Raw genomic sequence first — 17,622 nt, 5'->3', positions numbered from 1 at the left:
CACCATCATCGCCAAGCGTGGCTTATCGGTGAACTCAGGTCACGCGTGGCTCGGCATCCGTGGCGGCGTTCGTGTGGTTCATACGTTGCGCCAACCGCTCGCGCTCGGCGGCCTCGTCGGCCAGTGAACGGCGTGGCAACACCAGGTTGAGACTGAAGGCCACCAATGCGGCGACCACAATGGGGGAGCCGCCCACCACCAGTTGCAGCATCTCGGGGAATGCCTCGATCGACTCGGGTGCCGCGTAGATGCCCATCGCCAGGGCCAGCGAAAGGCTGGCGATGGTCATGTTGCGCGACGACATCTCGTCCTTGGTGATCAACTGGATACCGGTCATGGTGATCATGCCGAACACCGTGATGGTAGCGCCACCGAGCACGGGATAAGGGATGGTGGTCATCAAGGCGCCGAACTTGGGCATGAACCCGGCGACCAGCATGAACAGCGCCGCCAGTGCCAATACGTAGCGGCTGATGACCTTGGTCATCGCCACGATGCCGACGTTCTGGCTGTAGGACGAGGTTGGCATGGCGCCGAACAGCGAACCAATCGCGGTGGTCGCGCCATTGCCCAGCAAGCCACCGAACAGTTCGCGCGTGGTGGGTTCGCGGTTCATGCCGCCGACCGTGGTGGCGGAGAGATCACCGATCGTCTGCACCGAATTGACCACGCAGATGATCACCACCGACAGGACCGCCGCGGGGTGGAATTCCAGCGCGAAGGGCATGACACGCGGAGCACTGAACCAGCCGGCCTCATGCACCGGGGTGAAGTCGACCATGCCAAGCCCCAGTGACAACACATAGCCCACCGCGATGCCGCAGATGATCGCCGCCAGCTTCACGAAGCCGCGACCGAACTGCGAGACGGCGAGTACCGTGACCAGGGTGACAAGCGCCACCATCCAGTTGAGTGGGCTGCCATAGTCGCTCTCACCGATACCGCCGGACATGTAGTGAATGGCGATATCGTAGAGCGAAAGCCCGATCACCAGCACCACGATACCAGCCACCACCGGGGGAAACAGGTGGCGGATACGCGTGATGAAAAGGCCCACCAGGATCATCGTGAACCCGCCGATGACCTGGGCACCCAGGATGCCACCGAGACCATACTGGCCGCCCACGGCCACCAGTGTCGGCACATAGGCGAAGCCCACCCCGAAGATCGCCGGCAACCTGGCACCGAAGCGGCCCACTCCATAGAGCTGAACCAGCGTGGAGATGCCAGCGGCGATCAGCGAAACCTGGATCAGCAGCATCTGCTCGGCCAGGCTTCCGCCCACCGCGCCCACCACGATGATCGGCACGGTCACCGTGCCCATGATCATCGCCAGGATGTGTTGCAAGGAAAGGGGCAAGGCCTTGGCCAGTGGCGGCCGACCCTGGAAATCGAAGACGGATTGGCTGTGTTGTGGTGTGCTCATCGATACGCTCGCTGCTGTTTTTATGTATACAAAATAGCAGCAACACTTTCGCCAATCCACCCATTAAATTGACGCCATTTAACTGTATACAGTTATCTCACCAGCGCATTGGCATCCCTCCTTCTCTGGAAAGGAGCGCCGAGGAAAAAAAGGAACGCCCAGAAAAGAAAGGAGTGCCAGGAATCGGATGGGCTTGGGGTCATCGCCCGTACCAGAGAATGGCGAAGTAGTGACAGGTGGTGCCAAGCATCACGAACAGGTGCCAGACGAAATGGCCATAGCGCAGGCGTTCATCGAGCATGAAGAACACCACCCCTACCGTATAGGCCAGCCCTCCGGCCACCAGCCACACCAACCCGGCCATCGCCATGCGGTCGACCAGCGGCACCAGCGCCACCACGATCAACCAGCCCATGGCCAGATAGAGCCCCGTCGAGACCCAGGGATGCGAGACCTTGCCCAGCGTCTTCTGCGCCACGCCCAAGGTCGCCAGGCCCCATACCGCCACCAGCAATGACCACCCCATGGCGCCTCTCAGCACGCCCAGCGTGAATGGGGTATAGGAACCGGCGATAAGCAGATAGATCGCCGAATGCTCGATCACCCGAAAGACATGCTTGAGGCGCCCCCTGGGCAGGGCATGATAGAGCGCCGAGGCGAAATAGAGCAGAATCGCCGTCAGCGCGAACAGGCTCACCCCGGCCACGAACAGCGCATCGCCATGGCGCATGGCACTGCCGATCAGAAACGGCGTGCCCGCAAGGGCCGCCAACACCCCGAGCCCGTGGCTCACGGCATTGGCGGTTTCTTCCCCGCGGGTCTGATGACGGCTGACAGCGGGAAGTCCCTGGTAGTCCTTGTCTTCTGCTGATTGCCCCATACGATTCACTGGCGCTCGTTGAGCTGCCAGTCATTATCGGTGAGTGGCTCCCCGCCATCGGGAGTGACTCGCACCGTGTCGCTGATCCCGATACCCCACTGGCCGGGCAGGCGCAGACACAGCGGCAGATGGAAGACCATGTCGGCCTCGAACTCACGCCGCTGGCCCTGGGCGATGAAGCCGGTGCCCTCCACCCAGCTTGGCGGGAACTGGGCACCCACGGCATAGCCGAACACACCGGAATGAAAGATGCCGCTGGCATGGGGTGCAAGCACGGCATTGGCGGCCCTGGCGGCGGCATCGAAGGTGTTGCCCGGGCGCATCTCGTCGACCAGCGTCTCGTAGAGTGCGCGGCATATATCACGCACGCGCTGCATCTCGTCGCTGGCGCGGCCAGCCACCGCGGTGCGCATCATGGGTGCGGTGTAGCGCTGGTAGGCGGAGCCGAATTCCAGAAACACCGGGTCATCGCGCTCGATCACCGTGCGCTTGTGATTGACATGGATGATGCTGATGCGCTGGCCGGTGGTGACGATGGGTTGCAGGCTCATGAATTCGCTGCCCGCCGCCAGCAGTGCCCTCGCCCCTTCCGCGGCCACGTCGTTGTCGGTGATCCCCGGGGCGATGATCGCCTCGGCGGCACGCAGGCCCTCCGAGGTGATCCGGGCACTCTCGCGCAGGCAATCGAGCTCGGCGGGTGTCTTGACGATACGAATGCCGTCCAGCAGCGCACCGCCCCCGTCATCAAAGCGCTCGGCACCCAGCCGCGCCTGCAGTTCGCGAATCACCGCATGGCGCAAGCCAGCGCCGTAGATATCCAGGCCGATGTGTCGATAAGACGCCAGGGTATCCGCCAGCGGTGCGATCACCTCGTCGATGCCTTCCCAGCGGTAGCCGAGAATTTCATCGACCGCCGCGGTGACCACCGCAGGCCCGGTCTCGATCGACGGCACCTGCAGCACCAGGCGGTCGTTCGACACCACCAGGCAGGTATGCACCGACACCTCGAAGGTGTGGTAACCGGTGAGATAGAAGATGTCGGCAGGGTCGGTCAACAGCAACGCGTCGAGACCGGTGGCCTGCATGACGGCGCGCACCCGGGAAAGGCGCATGGTGAACTCGCCAACAGGAAACGGCAGCTCCGCCCCCTGCAACGACCCGGACAATGCTCGGCGATAGGCATGATGATCCATTCAGGCTCCTGACGTTCCGTGGGTCTGTGAGCAATGCGACATGGTTCTCACGGCAGTGTAGCCCTGAGCGCCCTTGCCATCCGACAAAATATCCCTGTTCGCCTCCGGCCCCATTTCGTAGAATCCCGGTCACAGAATCCAGCCTCGTTCAGCACGCAACAGGACAATGATATGGGTAGGGCCTTCCAGAACCGCAAGGAATCCATGGCCAAGACGGCCGCCGCCAAGACCAAGGTCTACAGCAAGTATGGCCGCGAGATCTACGTGGTCGCCAAGCAAGGCGGCACCGACCCCGCCGGCAACCTCAGCCTGCGCGGCCTGATCGAACGCGCCAAGAAGGACCAGGTGCCAAGCCATGTCATCGACAAGGCACTGGACAAGGCCAGCGGCGTGGGAGGGGAAGACTTCTCGGCGGCACGCTACGAAGGCTTCGGTCCGGGCAACTGCATGGTCATCATCGATTGCCTGACCGACAATCCAAACCGCACCTTCGGCGACGTGCGCGCCTGCTTCACCAAGACCAAATGCAAGATCGGCACCCCCGGCAGCGTCAGCCACATGTTCGACCACTGCGCGATTCTGGCTTTCACAAGCGAGGATGAGGAAGGGGTGCTGGAAGCGCTGATGGAAGCCGACGTGGATGTCACCGACATCGAGAACGAGGATGGCCTGCTGACCGTCTTCGCCCCGCATACCGAGTATGCCAAGGCCAAGCAGGCGCTGATCGATGCCTACGGCGAGCTCGATTTCGAGGTCGACGAGATTCAGTTCGTGCCGCAGACCACCACGCCCATCGAAGGCGACGACGTGGCGATGTTCGAGAAATTCCTCGACATGCTCAACGAGCTGGACGACGTGCAGAACGTCTTCCACAACGCCGAGCTGCCTGAGCAACCTGAATAGGCACAAGCGCACACCCTGCCGCTGTACCCCTGCCGACCCGCCCGGCTGCTCAGCCGGCGGGCGTGTCGCCCAGAAACGCCTGGTAGGCCTCCCAGGCATCTTCCACGCCCAGCGCCAGAAAACGCTCGCCATGCCGGGCACTGGAAAGCGAGGGGTCGGAACCCATGCGGCCATCCGGAAAACGCTGCCGGAAGGTCTCGGCATCACACTCGGCACTGCCGTTGGGGGCTACACGCGGCGACATCGCCACCGGCTTTTCGGTACCCGCCGCGTACCAGGCGAGAGACACTTCCGAGGCGGTAGCGTGGTAACCCTCGTCATCGGCGTAGAGTTTCGCCGCCAGTTCCCGTCCGCGCCGGCCCATGAACCAGTTGAACAGGCCGAGCGCCAGCGGCGATTCTGCCGAATGCGATCCCCGCAGGCTGCGTTCGCTGTAGACCTCGGCAAAGGCGGCCTTCACGGTGGCGATATTGCCGCCATGGCCATTGATGAAGAACACATGGGTGAAGCCATGGCGAGCCAGCGACTCGATGGTGTCGCGCAGCACCGCCACCAGTGTGCTGGGTCGCAGGCTGATGGTGCCGGGGAAGGCCAGGTGATGCTGCGCCATGCCGATGGCCTGGGTCGGCCCGACAAGCACGCCGTGCTGCTCGCCCAGCGCCCAGGCAATCGATTCCGGGCACAGCGCATCGGTTCCCACCAGACCATTGGGGCCGTGCTGCTCGGTGGAGCCGATCGGCACGATGATGCCCCGGGAGTGCGCGAGATAGGCTTCCACTTCCTGCCAGGTGGCGTGTTGCAGTCGCATGGGCAAGCTCCTTGGTGTGCGGGCGCCTGGCCCATCCCACCTAACGTTCGCTGCTGTTCCTGTCGTCATCAAGCTCAAGTAACGCCTGGCGCTCGGCTTCTTCCTCACGGATATCGTCGATGACACTCATCAGGTCATCCATATCGACCGCCGATGTATCATGGGCAAAGCAGCCGGTCAGGCGGCTCTCCGGGTACAACTCGCCGGCCTCGTACAGCGCCCAGATCTCCTTGGCGTAATCGGTCTCGAGCAGTTCCGGTGCGAAGCGACCGAACCAGGCGCGCATGTTGTTGACGTCGCGCTCGAGCATCATCTCGGCACTGTTGTTGCCGGCCGCATCCACCGCCTGGGGCAGGTCGATGATCACCGGGCCCTCCGAGGCCAGCAGCACGTTGAACTCGGAGAGGTCGCCATGCACCAGGCCGGCGCACAGCATGCGCACCACATCGGCGATCACCTTGGCATAGTACTCACGCGCCTGTTCGGCGGTCAGGGTCACGTCATCGAGGCGCGGGGCGGCGAAGCCTTCTCCATCGTCGATCATTTCCATCAACAGCACGCCATCGACGAACCCATAGGGCTTGGGTACTCGCACATCGGCCGCCGCCAGCCGGTAGAGCGCATCCACTTCGGCGTTCAGCCAGGCCTGCTCCTGCTCCTTCTGACCATAGCGTGTCTTCTTGGCCATGGCCCGCGAACGGCGGCTATTGCGCTCGCGGCGCCCTTCCTGGTACTGCACGGCCTGCTTGAAGCTGCGCTGCTTGGCCTCCTTGAAGACCTTGGCACAACGCCGCTCGTCACCGCAGCGCACCACGTAGACCTGGGCCTCCTTGCCACTCATCAACTGGCTCTCGACGGCATCGATCAAGCCGTCATCCACCAGTGGCTGCAAACGCTTGGGTATCTTCAAGGCTCCTCCTGCCTGTATCAGCGGCTGATGCGCCGGGCGCGAAACGAGCGCCCCTTCAGCTTGCCATTGGCCAGTCGGTCCAGGGCGATACTGGCCACCTCCCGTCGCACGGCCACATAGGCGCTGCGATCAAGTACCTTGATCTTGCCGACCTGGTCTGCGCCGAGCCCTGCCTCGCCGGTCAATGCGCCCAGGATATCGCCCGGCCGCAGTTTGTGCTTCTTGCCACCACCAATCTGCAACGTCGCCATCGGCGGTTCAAGAGGCGAGCGCTCGAGCACGCTGCGCGGTGGCAGCGGCGCCTGCTCGAGCGGCTCGCCCAGAAAATCGGCGAGCCGCTCGAGACGATAGGTTTCATCGTCACCCACCAGGGTGCAGGCCAGGCCGGCATCGCCTGCCCGCCCGGTGCGCCCCACGCGGTGCACATGCACCTCGAGTTCGCGGGCAATACGGTAATTGAACACCGCATCCAGCGCGGCGATATCCAGCCCCCTGGCCGCCACGTCGGTGGCCACCAGGATCGAGGCACTGCGATTGGCGAACAGGACCAGCAATCGGTCGCGGTCTGCCTGTTCGAGATCGCCATGCAACGCCACGGCGCTGAAGCCCGCCTGGCAAAGTGCCTGTGCCACCTCATCGGTCTCGCGACGGGTGTTGCAGAACACCACACTGGACTCTGGCCGAAAATGTAGCAGCAGCCGGCGCAACCCATCGAAGCGCGTGCTGTCGTCGGCGACCCGATAGATTCGCTGGTCAATCGTGGTGGCATCATGGGTGTCGGCCACTTCCACGCTCACAGGATCGCGCATCAGCCCATCGGCAATCGCACGCAAGCCCACGGCGCCCGCGCCGTGCAGGCCAGTCGCGCTGAACAGCAGGGTCTGGCGCGACCTCGGTGTCTCGGCAATGATCCCCTCGATGCTCGGCGCGAAGCCCATATCGAGCATCCGATCCGCCTCGTCGAGCACCAGCGTGGTGATCCCGGAAAGTTCGAGCGTCCCCTTGCGCAGGTGTTCTTCCACTCGCCCGGGGGTACCCACGATCACATGGGCACCATGGGCAAGCGATGCCAGTTGTGGACCGAAAGGCGCCCCGCCGCATAGCGTCAGCACCTTGACGTTAGGCAGGGTGCGCGCCAGCCGACGCAGTTCACCCGCCACCTGGTCGGCCAGTTCACGGGTCGGACATAACACCAGCGCCTGGACCCGAAAGCTCGCAAGCTCGAGGCGCGAGAGCAGCCCGAGCCCGAACGCGGCGGTCTTGCCCGAGCCAGTCTTGGCCTGGGCGATCACATCACGTGCGGCGAGAATATGCGGCAGGCTCTCGGCCTGGATCGTGGTCATCGTGTCGAAGCCGAGTGACGACAGGTTGGCCAACAGTTCCGGTGCCAAGGGCAAGGTAGCGAAGGCGCCGTCGGAGACGACGGTGGCATCGATGGGAATATCTGACACGACGATTTCCTGCAAATATGGGAAGCGCAAGCCGAATGAAACAAGCCGCGCGAACCTGGGCCCCGAGGCGAGTGGCGACGGGACGTGGGGAGGCGAGCACAATAGCAGAAAACCACCCTGGACGCCCTGCCGACTTGACGACCGCCCGGTCACCGAAGCCCCGCAGAGCGCCCTCGGGCCCTGCCAACGCTTAAAAAAGACTCATCCGCTTCATCACACCATCATGCTTGACCAGCCAATGGAACAGCGCCCCGGCGATATGCAGCGCCACAAGGCCCAGAATCACCCACGCCAACCGGCCATGCCACATGAACAACTGCTCCGACAGGGCATCGTCACGGCCAATCAGCCCCGGCAGGCGCCAGTGCAGGAACTGCACCGGAAACCCACCACTGGCGGTGGCCAGCCAGCCGAGTATCGGCATGGCCAGAAGCGCCACGTAGAGCAAGTGATGAACGCTGGTGCTGACTACCCTCTGGAAGGGCGTGAGGGGTGGGTCGTGCACCGGCACCTCGAAGATCAACCGCGTCACCACCCGAGCGATCATCAACGCCAGAATCAGCACACCGAAGCTCTTGTGGGCGGTATAGAGCAGGTCGGTCAGCGACTTGCCCAGGCGCTCCATGGCGCCTTCGAAGCCTAGAAACCCCAGGGTGAGGCCACTTGCCAGAGAACACACCACCACCAGGGCGACCAGCCAGTGCAGCAGGCGATGGGGGTAGGCATAGCGGTCATGATCATGTTCGTGCATGGAGGCTATCTCCCGAAGGCAGTGTGAGAAGCGGCGAGCAACGGATGTTAATCAGCTTAGCGGATGCCCGCTTCCGCCGTGCATCCCCCCTGCCAACGGCTCAGGCACGGCAGAACGGCCATACCTGATAGAAGCGCCGGCACTTGAACTCGGCCTCGCAGGCCGCCAGTTGGTTCTGGTAGCGGCTGGCTCGCGCCGCGACCTGGCTTGCCGATCGAAGCACCTGGGGCTTGCCGCGATGGCTGCCACGACGATAGCCGCCGGCTCCCTCGTGATAGGCAAGATAGAGGTGCTCCGGATTGCCGAGCGACACCCCTACCTGGCGGTGGGTGCGTGCGTTGTACCAGCCGATGAAGTCGGTGGCATGCTTCATATGAGTACGCCGAGAGAACAGGCCACCCGCATCGTCACGATACTCCCCCCACACCGGGTCCTGAGCCTGAGCATACCCCTTCGCAGAAGAGGGGCGCGGCCCCGGAATGAAACCGAGAATGCGCTTGCGCGGCGGGCGCACATGGCTGCGAAAGGACGACTCCTGCTGAATGAAGGCCATCTGAGTGGCGATGGGCGTGCCCCAGCGTTGTTCCGACTCACGTGCATGGTCGTACCAGCCGGGCTGCTCGCGGAAGATCTCGCAGATATTGCTCTGATCCTGGGGTGGTGACGGCGCAAACATGGCGCAACCACTGAAGGTCGCCACCATCATCATCACCAGGATCATCCTCAGCCGAATCGCCATTGTCGCCCCTTTTTCCTTGCCCCTTCCTAAACCCCATTCCTTCGACCGATTGCGTTCGATGCTCAAGGCTCAAGTAGAGCCCAGCGGCCACGTTGATTGCAAAACTTCGCCCGCAAGAGCGATCTTGACCGATGAAGCAGCGCAACCCTCATACAAAGTCTGTATGCTGGTGCTGCAACATTCACCATGACGGAGCAAGACACCACGATCGATCATTCCAAGCCAGCACGGAGGTTCACATGAAGGTCTATAAACCTGAATGGCGGTGCACGTTTAGCGTAAACGAAGGCGCGGAAGAGTCAGCCAGTTGGAAATCGCGTTTAGCCTGGCGACTGAGAGACATCGCTGACCGGATGGAAGGCGGCGGAAGAACGATCAAGATCGACTGTAATGTCAGCCCGGAAGTGAGTCGGCAGGAAATGAATACCTGCCTAGGCAAGGGGTTCGAATTGACCCAGAGCCTGCTCACCCAGCTCGCCCACCAGGCCGCTTGCGAGAACGTGATGCGTGATGCCAAGGCGGAGCTGTTCGAGGAAGATTGCCAACGCTAGGTGCAATATGCCAAGCGATACTACGACACCCCATCCGGCCACCAGGCCCGATGGGGTGTTTTCGTTTACTCAAGCTCAATCTTGCAGGTCCAGCGCCTCGCGCAATCGTGAAGCGGCTTCGCTCAGTGCGTCCGAGGTGGCCTGGGGCAATCCTTCCACGCGTATATCCTGCATCGCATCGATAGGCACCAGATGAATGTGGACATGGGGGACTTCCAGGCCAACCACCAACATCCCTACCCGCTCGCAGGGGAAGGCACGCTTGAGTGCCTTGGCCAGCCGCTGCGACACGCTCATCAGGTGCGCAGCCAGCGCATGGGGCAAGTCATCCCAGTGATCGATCTCCTCACGCGGGATCACCAGCAGATGACCGGGCTTCATCGGATTCAAGGTCATGATCGCCACGCACGCCTCGTCCTTCCAGACAAAGTGGCCAGGGATCTCACCCTGGATGATGCGGGTAAAAATGCTTGCCATGCCGATATTCTCCTGTGGGGGAAACCTCACTATGCCACAAGCCCTGTGTCACGAACCCGTGCGTTTCCGACATCCATGGCTCCAGGCCGGGACCGGCTTTATCGCCGCCCGCCATGCTGCGCTGCAGCAGGAGCATCAAGGAGTTAGGGTCAAGTGCCCCGCTGCTTACATCTGTTCACAACCTGCAGCTAACGTCGCCGAACTCCCGAAAGGTTGCCAGCACTTCGGTGAGCGGTTAACATGCCACTGCCTGACGGCACCTCATCGCATCGATGAACGCGCGATCCGCTACACGAGAACATTGAGGCAACCGCCATGGGATGCACTTCCCGAATCTTGCTCACCTGCTGCCTGGCAGGCCTGCTGACGACTGGCATCGTCGGTAATGCCCAGGCCCATGACGCCGATGGCCAGCAAGGCATCGCGTCCTACTATGGCGACCAGTTCCAGGGCCGCCCGACCGCCAGTGGCGAACCCTTCGATCAGCAGGCGTTGACCGCCGCCCACCCGAGCCTGCCCTTCGGCACCAAGGTGCTGGTGACACGCCCGGATACCGGTACCGAGGTGGAAGTGCTGATCAATGATCGCGGCCCGTTCGTGAAGGGGCGAATCATCGACCTCTCCAAGCGCGCGGCACGCAAGTTGGGCATACTCAACCGCGGCGTGGCGCCGGTAATGCTCACCCTGGTGGATTGACCCTCAGGCCACGGGGACTCCATTCCCCATGGCCAGATTGAACGCGATAGCGGCCATCATCATCCCGATGGCCCCATCGATCAGCCGCCACGCCAGTGGCCGAGTCAGCCAGGGCGACAGTGCAGCGCCTCCCCATGCCAACAGACTGAACCACAGCACCGATGCCGTGGCCGCCCCGGCCAGGAAAGTGGCGGAGCTGGCCTGCTGCGCCCCCACCGAGGGAATCAACAGCAACGTATCGAGGTAGACCTGTGGATTGAGCAGGGTCACCGCCAGGGTGGCGAACACCACTTGGCGCAGCCCCGGCGCCTCGCCGCCAGCCAAGCCCAGCCCCTGCTGCCCGGTCCACGCCCGGCGCAATGCGTGGAAGGCCAGCCAGCAAAGGAACGCCACCCCCGCCCAGCGTAGCACCGCGAGCGTACCCGGCATGGCCAGCAACAGCGCGCTGATCCCGAACATCCCAAGCGTCAGCAGCAGCAAATCCGCGCTCATGCACACCCCCGCCGACCACCAGTGGAACCGACGGCGCGTTGCCAACCCCAGCACATAGGCGTTCTGCGCGCCGATGGCGACGATGATCCCGCCACACACCACCAATCCAGTCAGGTAGCTCTCAAGCATCGCCTCGCCTCCGCCATCATTGTCGAATGGCCGTCAGGTTATCCGGCTTTTGCCATGCACAAAAATCATCCTGTTAATGGTTAATCAGTTTTGCTTATGATGACGTCATGATCATCACCCGGATGAGACATCATGCTGGACTACAAGCTGCTCGAAGCGCTGGCCGCGGTGATCGAGTGTGGGGGATTCGAGCGCGCCGGTGATGCCCTTGGGCTCTCGCAGTCGGCGGTGTCCCAGCGCATCAAGGCGCTGGAGGTGCGACTGGGCCAGCCGGTGCTGGTGCGCACCCCGGCGCTGGCGCCAACGCCCGCCGGCCAGCGGCTACTCAATCATTTTCAGCAGGTGCAATTGCTGGAGCGCGACCTGCGCCAGGCACTGCCCACCCTGGAAAGCGCCTCGCCGCGGCTGCGCATCGCGCTGAACGCGGACAGCCTGGCCACCTGGTGGGCGGATGCGGTGGGAACGCTGTGCCACGCCGAAGGGCTGCTGCTCGACCTGGTCGTGGAGGATCAGGACGTGGGGCTCAAGCGCCTGCGCGATGGCGACGTGGCCGCCTGCCTGTGCGCCAGCCCCCAGCCAATCGCTGGCGCGCGCTGCGTGCCACTGGGCACCATGACCTATCACCCGCTGGCCACACCGGCGTACCGCGCGCACCACTTTCCGGCGGGACCGACGCCCGAGGCCTTTCGCCACGCGCCGGCCATCGTCTACGGCCCCCACGACCAGTTGCAGCACCGCTTCCTGGCGCAACACGGGTACCGCGGCGCCTTCCCCTTCCACCTCTGTCCCTCATCGGAAGGCTTCGTGCGGCTGGCCCGCGCCGGCATGGGCTACGGCATGATGCCGCTGATGCAGGTCGACGAGTGGGTGGCGCAGGGCAAACTGGTCAGCATCGCCCCGGGCGAGGTGCTGGAGGTGCCACTCTACTGGCACTTCTGGCGCCACAGCGGTGAGCTGATCGAGCGCCTGACAGCAGCGTTGAGCGCATTGTCTCTGCGCTGACGACCGCCGCTACTCGACGTCGGCGAGCTTGTCCTGGGTCTTGAGATCGAAATCGCTGGCGTCATGGCGTTCGTGCAGTTGCATCTCGGGGTCACCGAAAGTGCGATTGACCATACGGCCACGTTGCACGGCCGGGCGCACGTCGATCTCCTTCGCCCAACGCAGCACATGCCGGTACTCCTGAACCTGCAGGAACTCCGCCGCGTCATAGAGCCGCCCAAGCACCAGCTGCCCATACCAGGGCCAGGTGATGATATCGGCGATGGTGTAGGTATCGCCCGCCAGGTAACGGTGCTCGGCCAGATGGCGGTCGAGCACGTCGAGCTGGCGCTTGGCTTCCATGGCATAGCGGTCGATGGGGTATTCGAGCTTCTCGGGCGCATAGGCATAGAAGTGCCCGAAGCCACCTCCCAGGAACGGCGCGCTGCCCATCTGCCAGAACACCCAGTTCATGGTTTCGGTACGCGCCACCGGCTCGGAGGGCAGGAATTCACCGAACTTCTCCGCGAGATGCATCAAAATCGAGCCTGACTCGAATACCCGCAGCGGCTCAGGCCCACTGCGGTCCATCAGGGCGGGAATCTTGGAGTTCGGATTGATCTCGACGAAACCACTGCCGAACTGCTCGCCATCACCGATCCTGATCAGCCAGGCATCATATTCGGCATCCTTGTATCCCAGCGCCAGCAGTTCCTCGAGCATCACCGTGACTTTCACCCCATTGGGCGTGGCCAGGGAGTAAAGCTGAAACGGATGCTTACCGACGAGTAGCGCTTTCTCGTGGGTCGGCCCGGCAATAGGACGGTTGATACTGGAAAACTGACCACCGCTGGACTTCTCCCACGTCCAGACCCTGGGTGGCACATAGGCGTTGTCCTTGCTCATGAAGACTCCTGACAAAAATGCATGGCGTGGCTCGGAAGCTGAAAATGAACCACGTGGTACGTTCCTTATGGGACAAAGGATAGGCTGTTAAGGTTTCAACTTCACACCTATCGGTGCGATAGCCTGACAGCATGCACGCGGGCCCCCGGTCACTCGCGATGCTCTGGAGGATCGGTCCGGGTCGACGACTTGGTGACCTTGCTGATCAACTGCGGCACGAAACGCTCCGAGAACCCCGCAACGAATGACCAGAACAGCAACTTGGCCAGGTCAGGCCCGGTTGCCGGGTAGGTTTCCTTGAACACCCGCTGCATGAAAGCTTGACCGGTCACCGGCTCATCGTCGGCGCCGGTGGGCGGGCGCGGGAAATCGAAGGCGGGAAAGAGCTCGCCCGAGATGATATCAGCGAGGAACAACAGATAGAGCACCAGCGCGAAGATGCCACCGAAGATCGGCACCAGCAGGACCTGGAACCAGGAGGCGTCGAGCAGCGCCAACTCTTCGTCGGTGAGCTTGCTGAGGCGCTGCTGAATGCTGACGAAACCACCGATGATGCCGCATACCGGCACCACCCAGGTGACCATGAACTGATGATTGAAGAAGAAGGTCAACCCGAACATCATCCCCAGCACCACCACGGCGGCAGTGGTCATGATGACCAGGCGCTTGGTCACGAGGTTGAGCTGGTGAATGCGATCCATGTGCCACCCTTTGGCCATCATCGTCAGGCACCTGGCCCGTTGACGGCGCCATTGGCGTGAGCGACGGCTCACGTTACCCCTGAACTTAGTGGATCATCCCGTCACCAGCCATACCCGGCTATGCCGATTGGCCGGATACAAGCCGATATCACACGGCAACACCCGGAATCGGCTGAAATGCGCATGGCGGATCGTTATTTGCTGCAATGCAGCAGACAAGGGTCTATGGTGTAAGAAGTCCACTCAGGAGGACTGTTATCATGACCCACTCCAACGCTGTCGCCTTCGACAATGAAGTCCTTGCCTTCTGGTACCAGCAGGCTCAATGGCAACGTGCCGCCTTCGATCGCTATGTCGACTACCTAGGCTGACTGCCTGCCGCAGACGGCTCCGAGTTTCGGCGGCCGTCACCCTCCGGGCCTCCTGGCTCCAGCGAGACCGCCGTGCCGCTTACCCGGATGCCGCCATGTTCGGGAAGCGTCACCTCGAGACGGCTCGGACGTCCCATCGTCTCGCCCTGGATAATCGTCAGGCTCGCAGGCGCCGCGACCAGCCCTGCATCACGCAGGTAGCCACCCAGGGCCGCCGCCGCGGCACCCGTAGCGGGATCCTCCACCACGCCTCCCACTGGGAAGGGGTTACGTGCGTGGAAGACTCCTTCGTCGTCGCGCCAGACCAGTTGCAGCGTGGTCAGCCCCTCCCGCGACATCAGCGCCTCGAGCGCATCGAAGTCGTAATCCAGCCGCGCCAGGCGCTCGTGGCTGGCTGCCGCCAACACCAGGTGCCAGACTCCGGCATAGGCCAACACTGGTGGCAGGTCAGGGTCCAGCTCATCGGGGCGCCAGCCGAGGCACTCGAGCGCCTCGGCTACCAGGGCCGGCGGCGCCGGGCGCTGTTGCGGCGAAACCGATTCCAGGGTGGCCCACCAGGCCCCGCCTTGGTGGGATGCCTCCAACGGCACCTCCCCCACCGCGGTCTCCAGGCGGTAGGTACCCTCGCCCTTCAATGATCCCAGCAGCACCCCGGCGGCTATGCTGGCATGTCCGCAGAAGTCGATCTCCCGGGCAGGGCTGTAATAGCGCGTCATATAGCGGCCCGCCCCAAGCGGGGCCAGGAAGATGGTCTCTGAATAGCCCACTTCGGCGGCAATGCGCTGCATGGCGTCGGCCTGGGGCAGTGTATCGCCCAGCCAGACACCGGCGGGATTGCCGCCCTCCGGGTCTTGGGTGAAGGCGGAAAGACGATGGAGAGTCTCGTTCATGGTCAGCTCACGTATCACGGTGGAAGAGGTTACCATTCTGTCGTTAGCTGGTTTAATGACAACGAATGCTTTCTCACCCTTAGGCTTAGCAGGGCTAACCCATGCACCCGAGACGCCTCCCCCTGGCCACCCTGAATGCCTTCGAAACGGCGGCGCGCCTGGGCAGCTTCCGAATCGCGGCAGAAGAACTGCATGTCACCCCCGCCGCCGTCAGCCATCGCATCAAGGCGCTGGAGGCCGAACTGGGCACACGCCTCTTCGAACGTCGTGCCCGGGGTGTGACCCTGACCCGGGCGGGTGAACGCTACCAGAAGCGCATCGCCGAGGCCTTCGCGATGATCGAACAGGCCACCGCCGAGCTCGGCCAATCCCCCATCGATGGCCCACTGACGATATCGGCCCCCCAGTCATTCACCCGTCACTGCCTGCTGCCGAGCCTCGACGGCCTTCTGCGCCGCCATCCGGGGCTACGCCTCGACCTGATAGGCGCCGACCACCTGGTGGACCTGCACCAGGGCGAGGCCGACCTGGCCATCCGCTTCGGCGGCGGCCACTACCCCGGCCTGCATACCCATTACCTGCTGGGCGATGCCATTACCATGGTGGGACCAGCGGAAGCCGCCGCCGGCGACTGGCGAAACCAGCGCTATATCGAAGATGGTGGCGCCACCGCCACGGAGCCCTGGAGCCATTGGCCCCCCTGGTGGCATGCCGAGGGGCTCCACGACACCGACGACCTGCCCCGCCTGCGGGTCTCCGATGCAGGCCTTGCCCTTGCCGCCTGTGACCAGGGCCTCGGAGTCTGCCTGGCGCGCTTCACGGTGGCCCAGCAGACGCTGCGGCAGGGAACCCTCTTCCCCCTACGGCCCTGGCGGCGCACCGAATTCGGCTACTATCTGGTTGGCCTCCCCGGGGTGATGGCAACCCCTCGGGCAGCCGCCTTCCGCGAATGGTTGCAAAGCGCCCTCGTGCCTCAGGAACAGGCGCTTCAGGCGGCCCTGGCCGGCTCCTCCACGCGCTCTCCTCACCGGTCGGCGTGACGTTGACCGGACAGATTGCACGGATTTCGACGAATGGGGCAGGCAAGGGTTCGACAACGCTCTGCCCTCTTTGGGGATGGCCGGCAAGCCATCATGGCGCGAGCTTGCCGCCCCTCAGTGCACCGCCCGCTGCCAGGCGCGTCGCGCTTCACGCCCCAGCCCCCGGGGCAGCACGACACGGGACGCGCCAAGGTAGTCGACGAACGCACTGGCGGCCCGCTGCAGCGCTTCGGCCAGCCCTTCGGGCAGCCTGGCGGGGTGGATATCGGGTTCCCAGTGCCACGCCAGCAGGGTCAAGGTGCCCTGTCGGCACTTGGCATCGAAGCGGGCGACGAAGCGCTCGCCCCACATCACCGGCAGCACATAGTATCCCCAGCGGCGCAGTTCCTGGGGCTTGTAGACCTCCCAGACGTAATCGAAGCCGAACAACCGGGCGACGCCGCCGCGATCCCACATCAGCGGATCCAGCGGGGCGAGAAAGCGCACGCCCCCGATGCCGGTCGGGGCAGGCGCCTCATCCAGCCGCGAGAGGACCGCAGGCGTGGCCCAGTAGCGCGTGCCTTCCACATCGAGTTCGACCAACTCGCCCTGGGCCACGGCCCGGGCGGCGATGCGATCTCTTTCGCCGCGCTGACAGGGCAATGACCAGACGGCGGCATCGGCGGTGGGACGCAGCAGGCCGGCGGCCTGAACGCGGCGTACCACCAGCCGTTGCAGGGCATCGTCTTGCGTGGCGCTTGCCTCTCCCTTTCCCATGCCCTGTGGCAGCACGCGCTCGGGCAGGTCGTAGGCGTGGCGCCCGCCCACCCGATGGTGGGTCATCAAGTGCCCGGCATCCCATAACGCCTTGAGCAGATGCCGCGAACGCTTGGGCCCGTACCAACTACCGCGCAGGGCGGGGTCGGCCCGTTGATCGCCAAGCTCGAGGCTGGTGGCGGGGCCATGGCGAGCCACCTGCTCGACCAGGGCACGCGCCTCCGGGGCATCGACATCCACGCCGTGCTTTTGCCAGCGCCGGGCGAACCAGCGCTGAAACGGCGCCTGGGCCCACCACTCAGCGGGCTGGATCAGGCTGGCCTGCTTGTCCCAGCCATCGACCAGCAGCCGCCGCTCATAGGCCGCATGCCGCCAGTCACCCTGCCGATACCCTGGCACCCGGGCCTGCAGGACCAGATCCGGATTGGTGCCCACCGGCGCCAGGGGATCGAACTGAATGGTGCCCAGACGACGGATGACGGCTTCCAACGGCGCCGCCTGGAAGTGATAGCGCACCAGCAGACGGCGGGCATCGCCGGCTGCCAGGGTGAAGGGTTGTCGGGCGGTCATC

General features: G+C 63.7%; 19 protein-coding genes. 5 read left to right on the top strand and 14 right to left on the bottom strand.

Going from position 1 to position 17,622, the window contains the following annotated elements; translation table 11 throughout:
• Positions 1 to 34 precede the first annotated feature (34 nt).
• The 3 genes from C6V82_RS00430 to C6V82_RS00420 all read right to left on the bottom strand — a co-directional run bounded on the left by C6V82_RS00430 (position 35) and on the right by C6V82_RS00420 (position 3,499).
• On the bottom strand, positions 35 to 1,426 hold the full coding sequence (locus C6V82_RS00430) for a uracil-xanthine permease family protein (RefSeq protein WP_102586860.1): 1,392 nt from the start codon (positions 1,424 to 1,426) through the stop codon (positions 35 to 37).
• A 199-nt stretch (positions 1,427 to 1,625) separates the two neighbouring features.
• A complete protein-coding gene (gene trhA / locus C6V82_RS00425) occupies positions 1,626 to 2,306 on the bottom strand; it encodes a PAQR family membrane homeostasis protein TrhA (RefSeq protein ID WP_102586861.1) in 681 nt (226 codons plus the stop codon).
• Positions 2,307 to 2,311: 5 nt separating this feature from the next.
• On the bottom strand, positions 2,312 to 3,499 hold the full coding sequence (locus C6V82_RS00420) for a M24 family metallopeptidase (protein WP_102586862.1): 1,188 nt from the start codon (positions 3,497 to 3,499) through the stop codon (positions 2,312 to 2,314).
• A 171-nt stretch (positions 3,500 to 3,670) separates the two neighbouring features.
• Between C6V82_RS00420 and C6V82_RS00415 the strand changes: the two genes are divergently transcribed.
• Positions 3,671 to 4,402, top strand: a complete 732-nt coding sequence (locus C6V82_RS00415) for a YebC/PmpR family DNA-binding transcriptional regulator (RefSeq protein ID WP_102586863.1) — start codon at positions 3,671 to 3,673, stop codon at positions 4,400 to 4,402.
• Positions 4,403 to 4,451: 49 nt separating this feature from the next.
• Here the strand turns inward: C6V82_RS00415 and C6V82_RS00410 are convergent, their stop codons facing one another.
• The 5 genes from C6V82_RS00410 to C6V82_RS00390 form a co-directional block, all read right to left on the bottom strand.
• Positions 4,452 to 5,210, bottom strand: a complete 759-nt coding sequence (locus tag C6V82_RS00410) for a creatininase family protein (RefSeq protein ID WP_102586864.1) — start codon at positions 5,208 to 5,210, stop codon at positions 4,452 to 4,454.
• Between the two features lie 40 nt (positions 5,211 to 5,250).
• Positions 5,251 to 6,120: a PA4780 family RIO1-like protein kinase gene (locus C6V82_RS00405; RefSeq protein WP_102586865.1), complete on the bottom strand. Its 870-nt coding sequence runs from the start codon at positions 6,118 to 6,120 to the stop codon at positions 5,251 to 5,253.
• Between the two features lie 17 nt (positions 6,121 to 6,137).
• Complete coding sequence (gene dbpA, locus C6V82_RS00400) at positions 6,138 to 7,571, bottom strand: ATP-dependent RNA helicase DbpA (RefSeq protein ID WP_229843088.1); 1,434 nt, start codon at positions 7,569 to 7,571, stop codon at positions 6,138 to 6,140.
• A 190-nt stretch (positions 7,572 to 7,761) separates the two neighbouring features.
• Entirely contained in the window at positions 7,762 to 8,322 is a 561-nt protein-coding gene (locus C6V82_RS00395; RefSeq protein WP_102586866.1) for a cytochrome b, read from the bottom strand.
• Between the two features lie 100 nt (positions 8,323 to 8,422).
• Positions 8,423 to 9,061 (bottom strand): transglycosylase SLT domain-containing protein, encoded by a 639-nt coding sequence (locus C6V82_RS00390; RefSeq protein ID WP_102586867.1) that lies wholly within the window; start codon positions 9,059 to 9,061, stop codon positions 8,423 to 8,425.
• 239 nt (positions 9,062 to 9,300) lie between these two features.
• On the opposite strand from C6V82_RS00390, the gene C6V82_RS00385 reads away from it, so the two are divergent.
• Positions 9,301 to 9,612: a hypothetical protein gene (locus C6V82_RS00385; RefSeq protein WP_102586868.1), complete on the top strand. Its 312-nt coding sequence runs from the start codon at positions 9,301 to 9,303 to the stop codon at positions 9,610 to 9,612.
• 75 nt (positions 9,613 to 9,687) lie between these two features.
• On the opposite strand, the gene C6V82_RS00380 is transcribed toward C6V82_RS00385, so the two are convergent.
• Entirely contained in the window at positions 9,688 to 10,089 is a 402-nt protein-coding gene (locus C6V82_RS00380) for an HIT family protein (RefSeq protein WP_102586869.1), read from the bottom strand.
• Positions 10,090 to 10,404: 315 nt separating this feature from the next.
• On the opposite strand from C6V82_RS00380, the gene C6V82_RS00375 reads away from it, so the two are divergent.
• Positions 10,405 to 10,785, top strand: a complete 381-nt coding sequence (locus tag C6V82_RS00375) for a septal ring lytic transglycosylase RlpA family protein (protein ID WP_102586870.1) — start codon at positions 10,405 to 10,407, stop codon at positions 10,783 to 10,785.
• Positions 10,786 to 10,788: 3 nt separating this feature from the next.
• On the opposite strand, the gene C6V82_RS00370 is transcribed toward C6V82_RS00375, so the two are convergent.
• Entirely contained in the window at positions 10,789 to 11,406 is a 618-nt protein-coding gene (locus C6V82_RS00370) for a LysE/ArgO family amino acid transporter (protein ID WP_102586871.1), read from the bottom strand.
• Between the two features lie 132 nt (positions 11,407 to 11,538).
• Between C6V82_RS00370 and C6V82_RS00365 the strand changes: the two genes are divergently transcribed.
• Positions 11,539 to 12,408: a LysR family transcriptional regulator ArgP gene (locus tag C6V82_RS00365; RefSeq protein ID WP_102586872.1), complete on the top strand. Its 870-nt coding sequence runs from the start codon at positions 11,539 to 11,541 to the stop codon at positions 12,406 to 12,408.
• A 9-nt stretch (positions 12,409 to 12,417) separates the two neighbouring features.
• On the opposite strand, the gene yghU is transcribed toward C6V82_RS00365, so the two are convergent.
• From yghU to C6V82_RS00350, 3 genes are all read right to left on the bottom strand, one after another.
• Positions 12,418 to 13,293 carry a glutathione-dependent disulfide-bond oxidoreductase gene (gene yghU, locus C6V82_RS00360; RefSeq protein ID WP_102586873.1) on the bottom strand — a complete coding sequence of 292 codons (876 nt, stop codon included), beginning with the start codon at positions 13,291 to 13,293 and terminating at the stop codon, positions 12,418 to 12,420.
• A 149-nt stretch (positions 13,294 to 13,442) separates the two neighbouring features.
• Complete coding sequence (locus tag C6V82_RS00355; protein WP_102586960.1) at positions 13,443 to 13,994, bottom strand: hypothetical protein; 552 nt, start codon at positions 13,992 to 13,994, stop codon at positions 13,443 to 13,445.
• Positions 13,995 to 14,352: 358 nt separating this feature from the next.
• The gene (locus tag C6V82_RS00350; protein ID WP_102586874.1) at positions 14,353 to 15,255 is read right to left on the bottom strand and encodes a PhzF family phenazine biosynthesis protein; all 903 of its coding nucleotides are present in this window, start codon (positions 15,253 to 15,255) and stop codon (positions 14,353 to 14,355) included.
• Between the two features lie 101 nt (positions 15,256 to 15,356).
• Between C6V82_RS00350 and C6V82_RS00345 the strand changes: the two genes are divergently transcribed.
• Positions 15,357 to 16,295 carry a LysR substrate-binding domain-containing protein gene (locus C6V82_RS00345; RefSeq protein ID WP_102586875.1) on the top strand — a complete coding sequence of 313 codons (939 nt, stop codon included), beginning with the start codon at positions 15,357 to 15,359 and terminating at the stop codon, positions 16,293 to 16,295.
• A 114-nt stretch (positions 16,296 to 16,409) separates the two neighbouring features.
• Here C6V82_RS00345 and C6V82_RS00340 read toward each other — a convergent pair whose 3' ends face one another.
• Positions 16,410 to 17,621, bottom strand: a complete 1,212-nt coding sequence (locus C6V82_RS00340; protein ID WP_180978216.1) for a DNA glycosylase AlkZ-like family protein — start codon at positions 17,619 to 17,621, stop codon at positions 16,410 to 16,412.
• Position 17,622 lies beyond the last annotated feature (1 nt).

It is taken from the genome of Halomonas urumqiensis (assembly GCF_003028575.1).
GTDB classification, from domain to species: domain Bacteria; phylum Pseudomonadota; class Gammaproteobacteria; order Pseudomonadales; family Halomonadaceae; genus Halomonas; species Halomonas urumqiensis.
The sequence above is the reverse complement of the archived record's forward strand: the minus strand, read 5'-3'. Positions and strand labels throughout refer to the sequence as shown.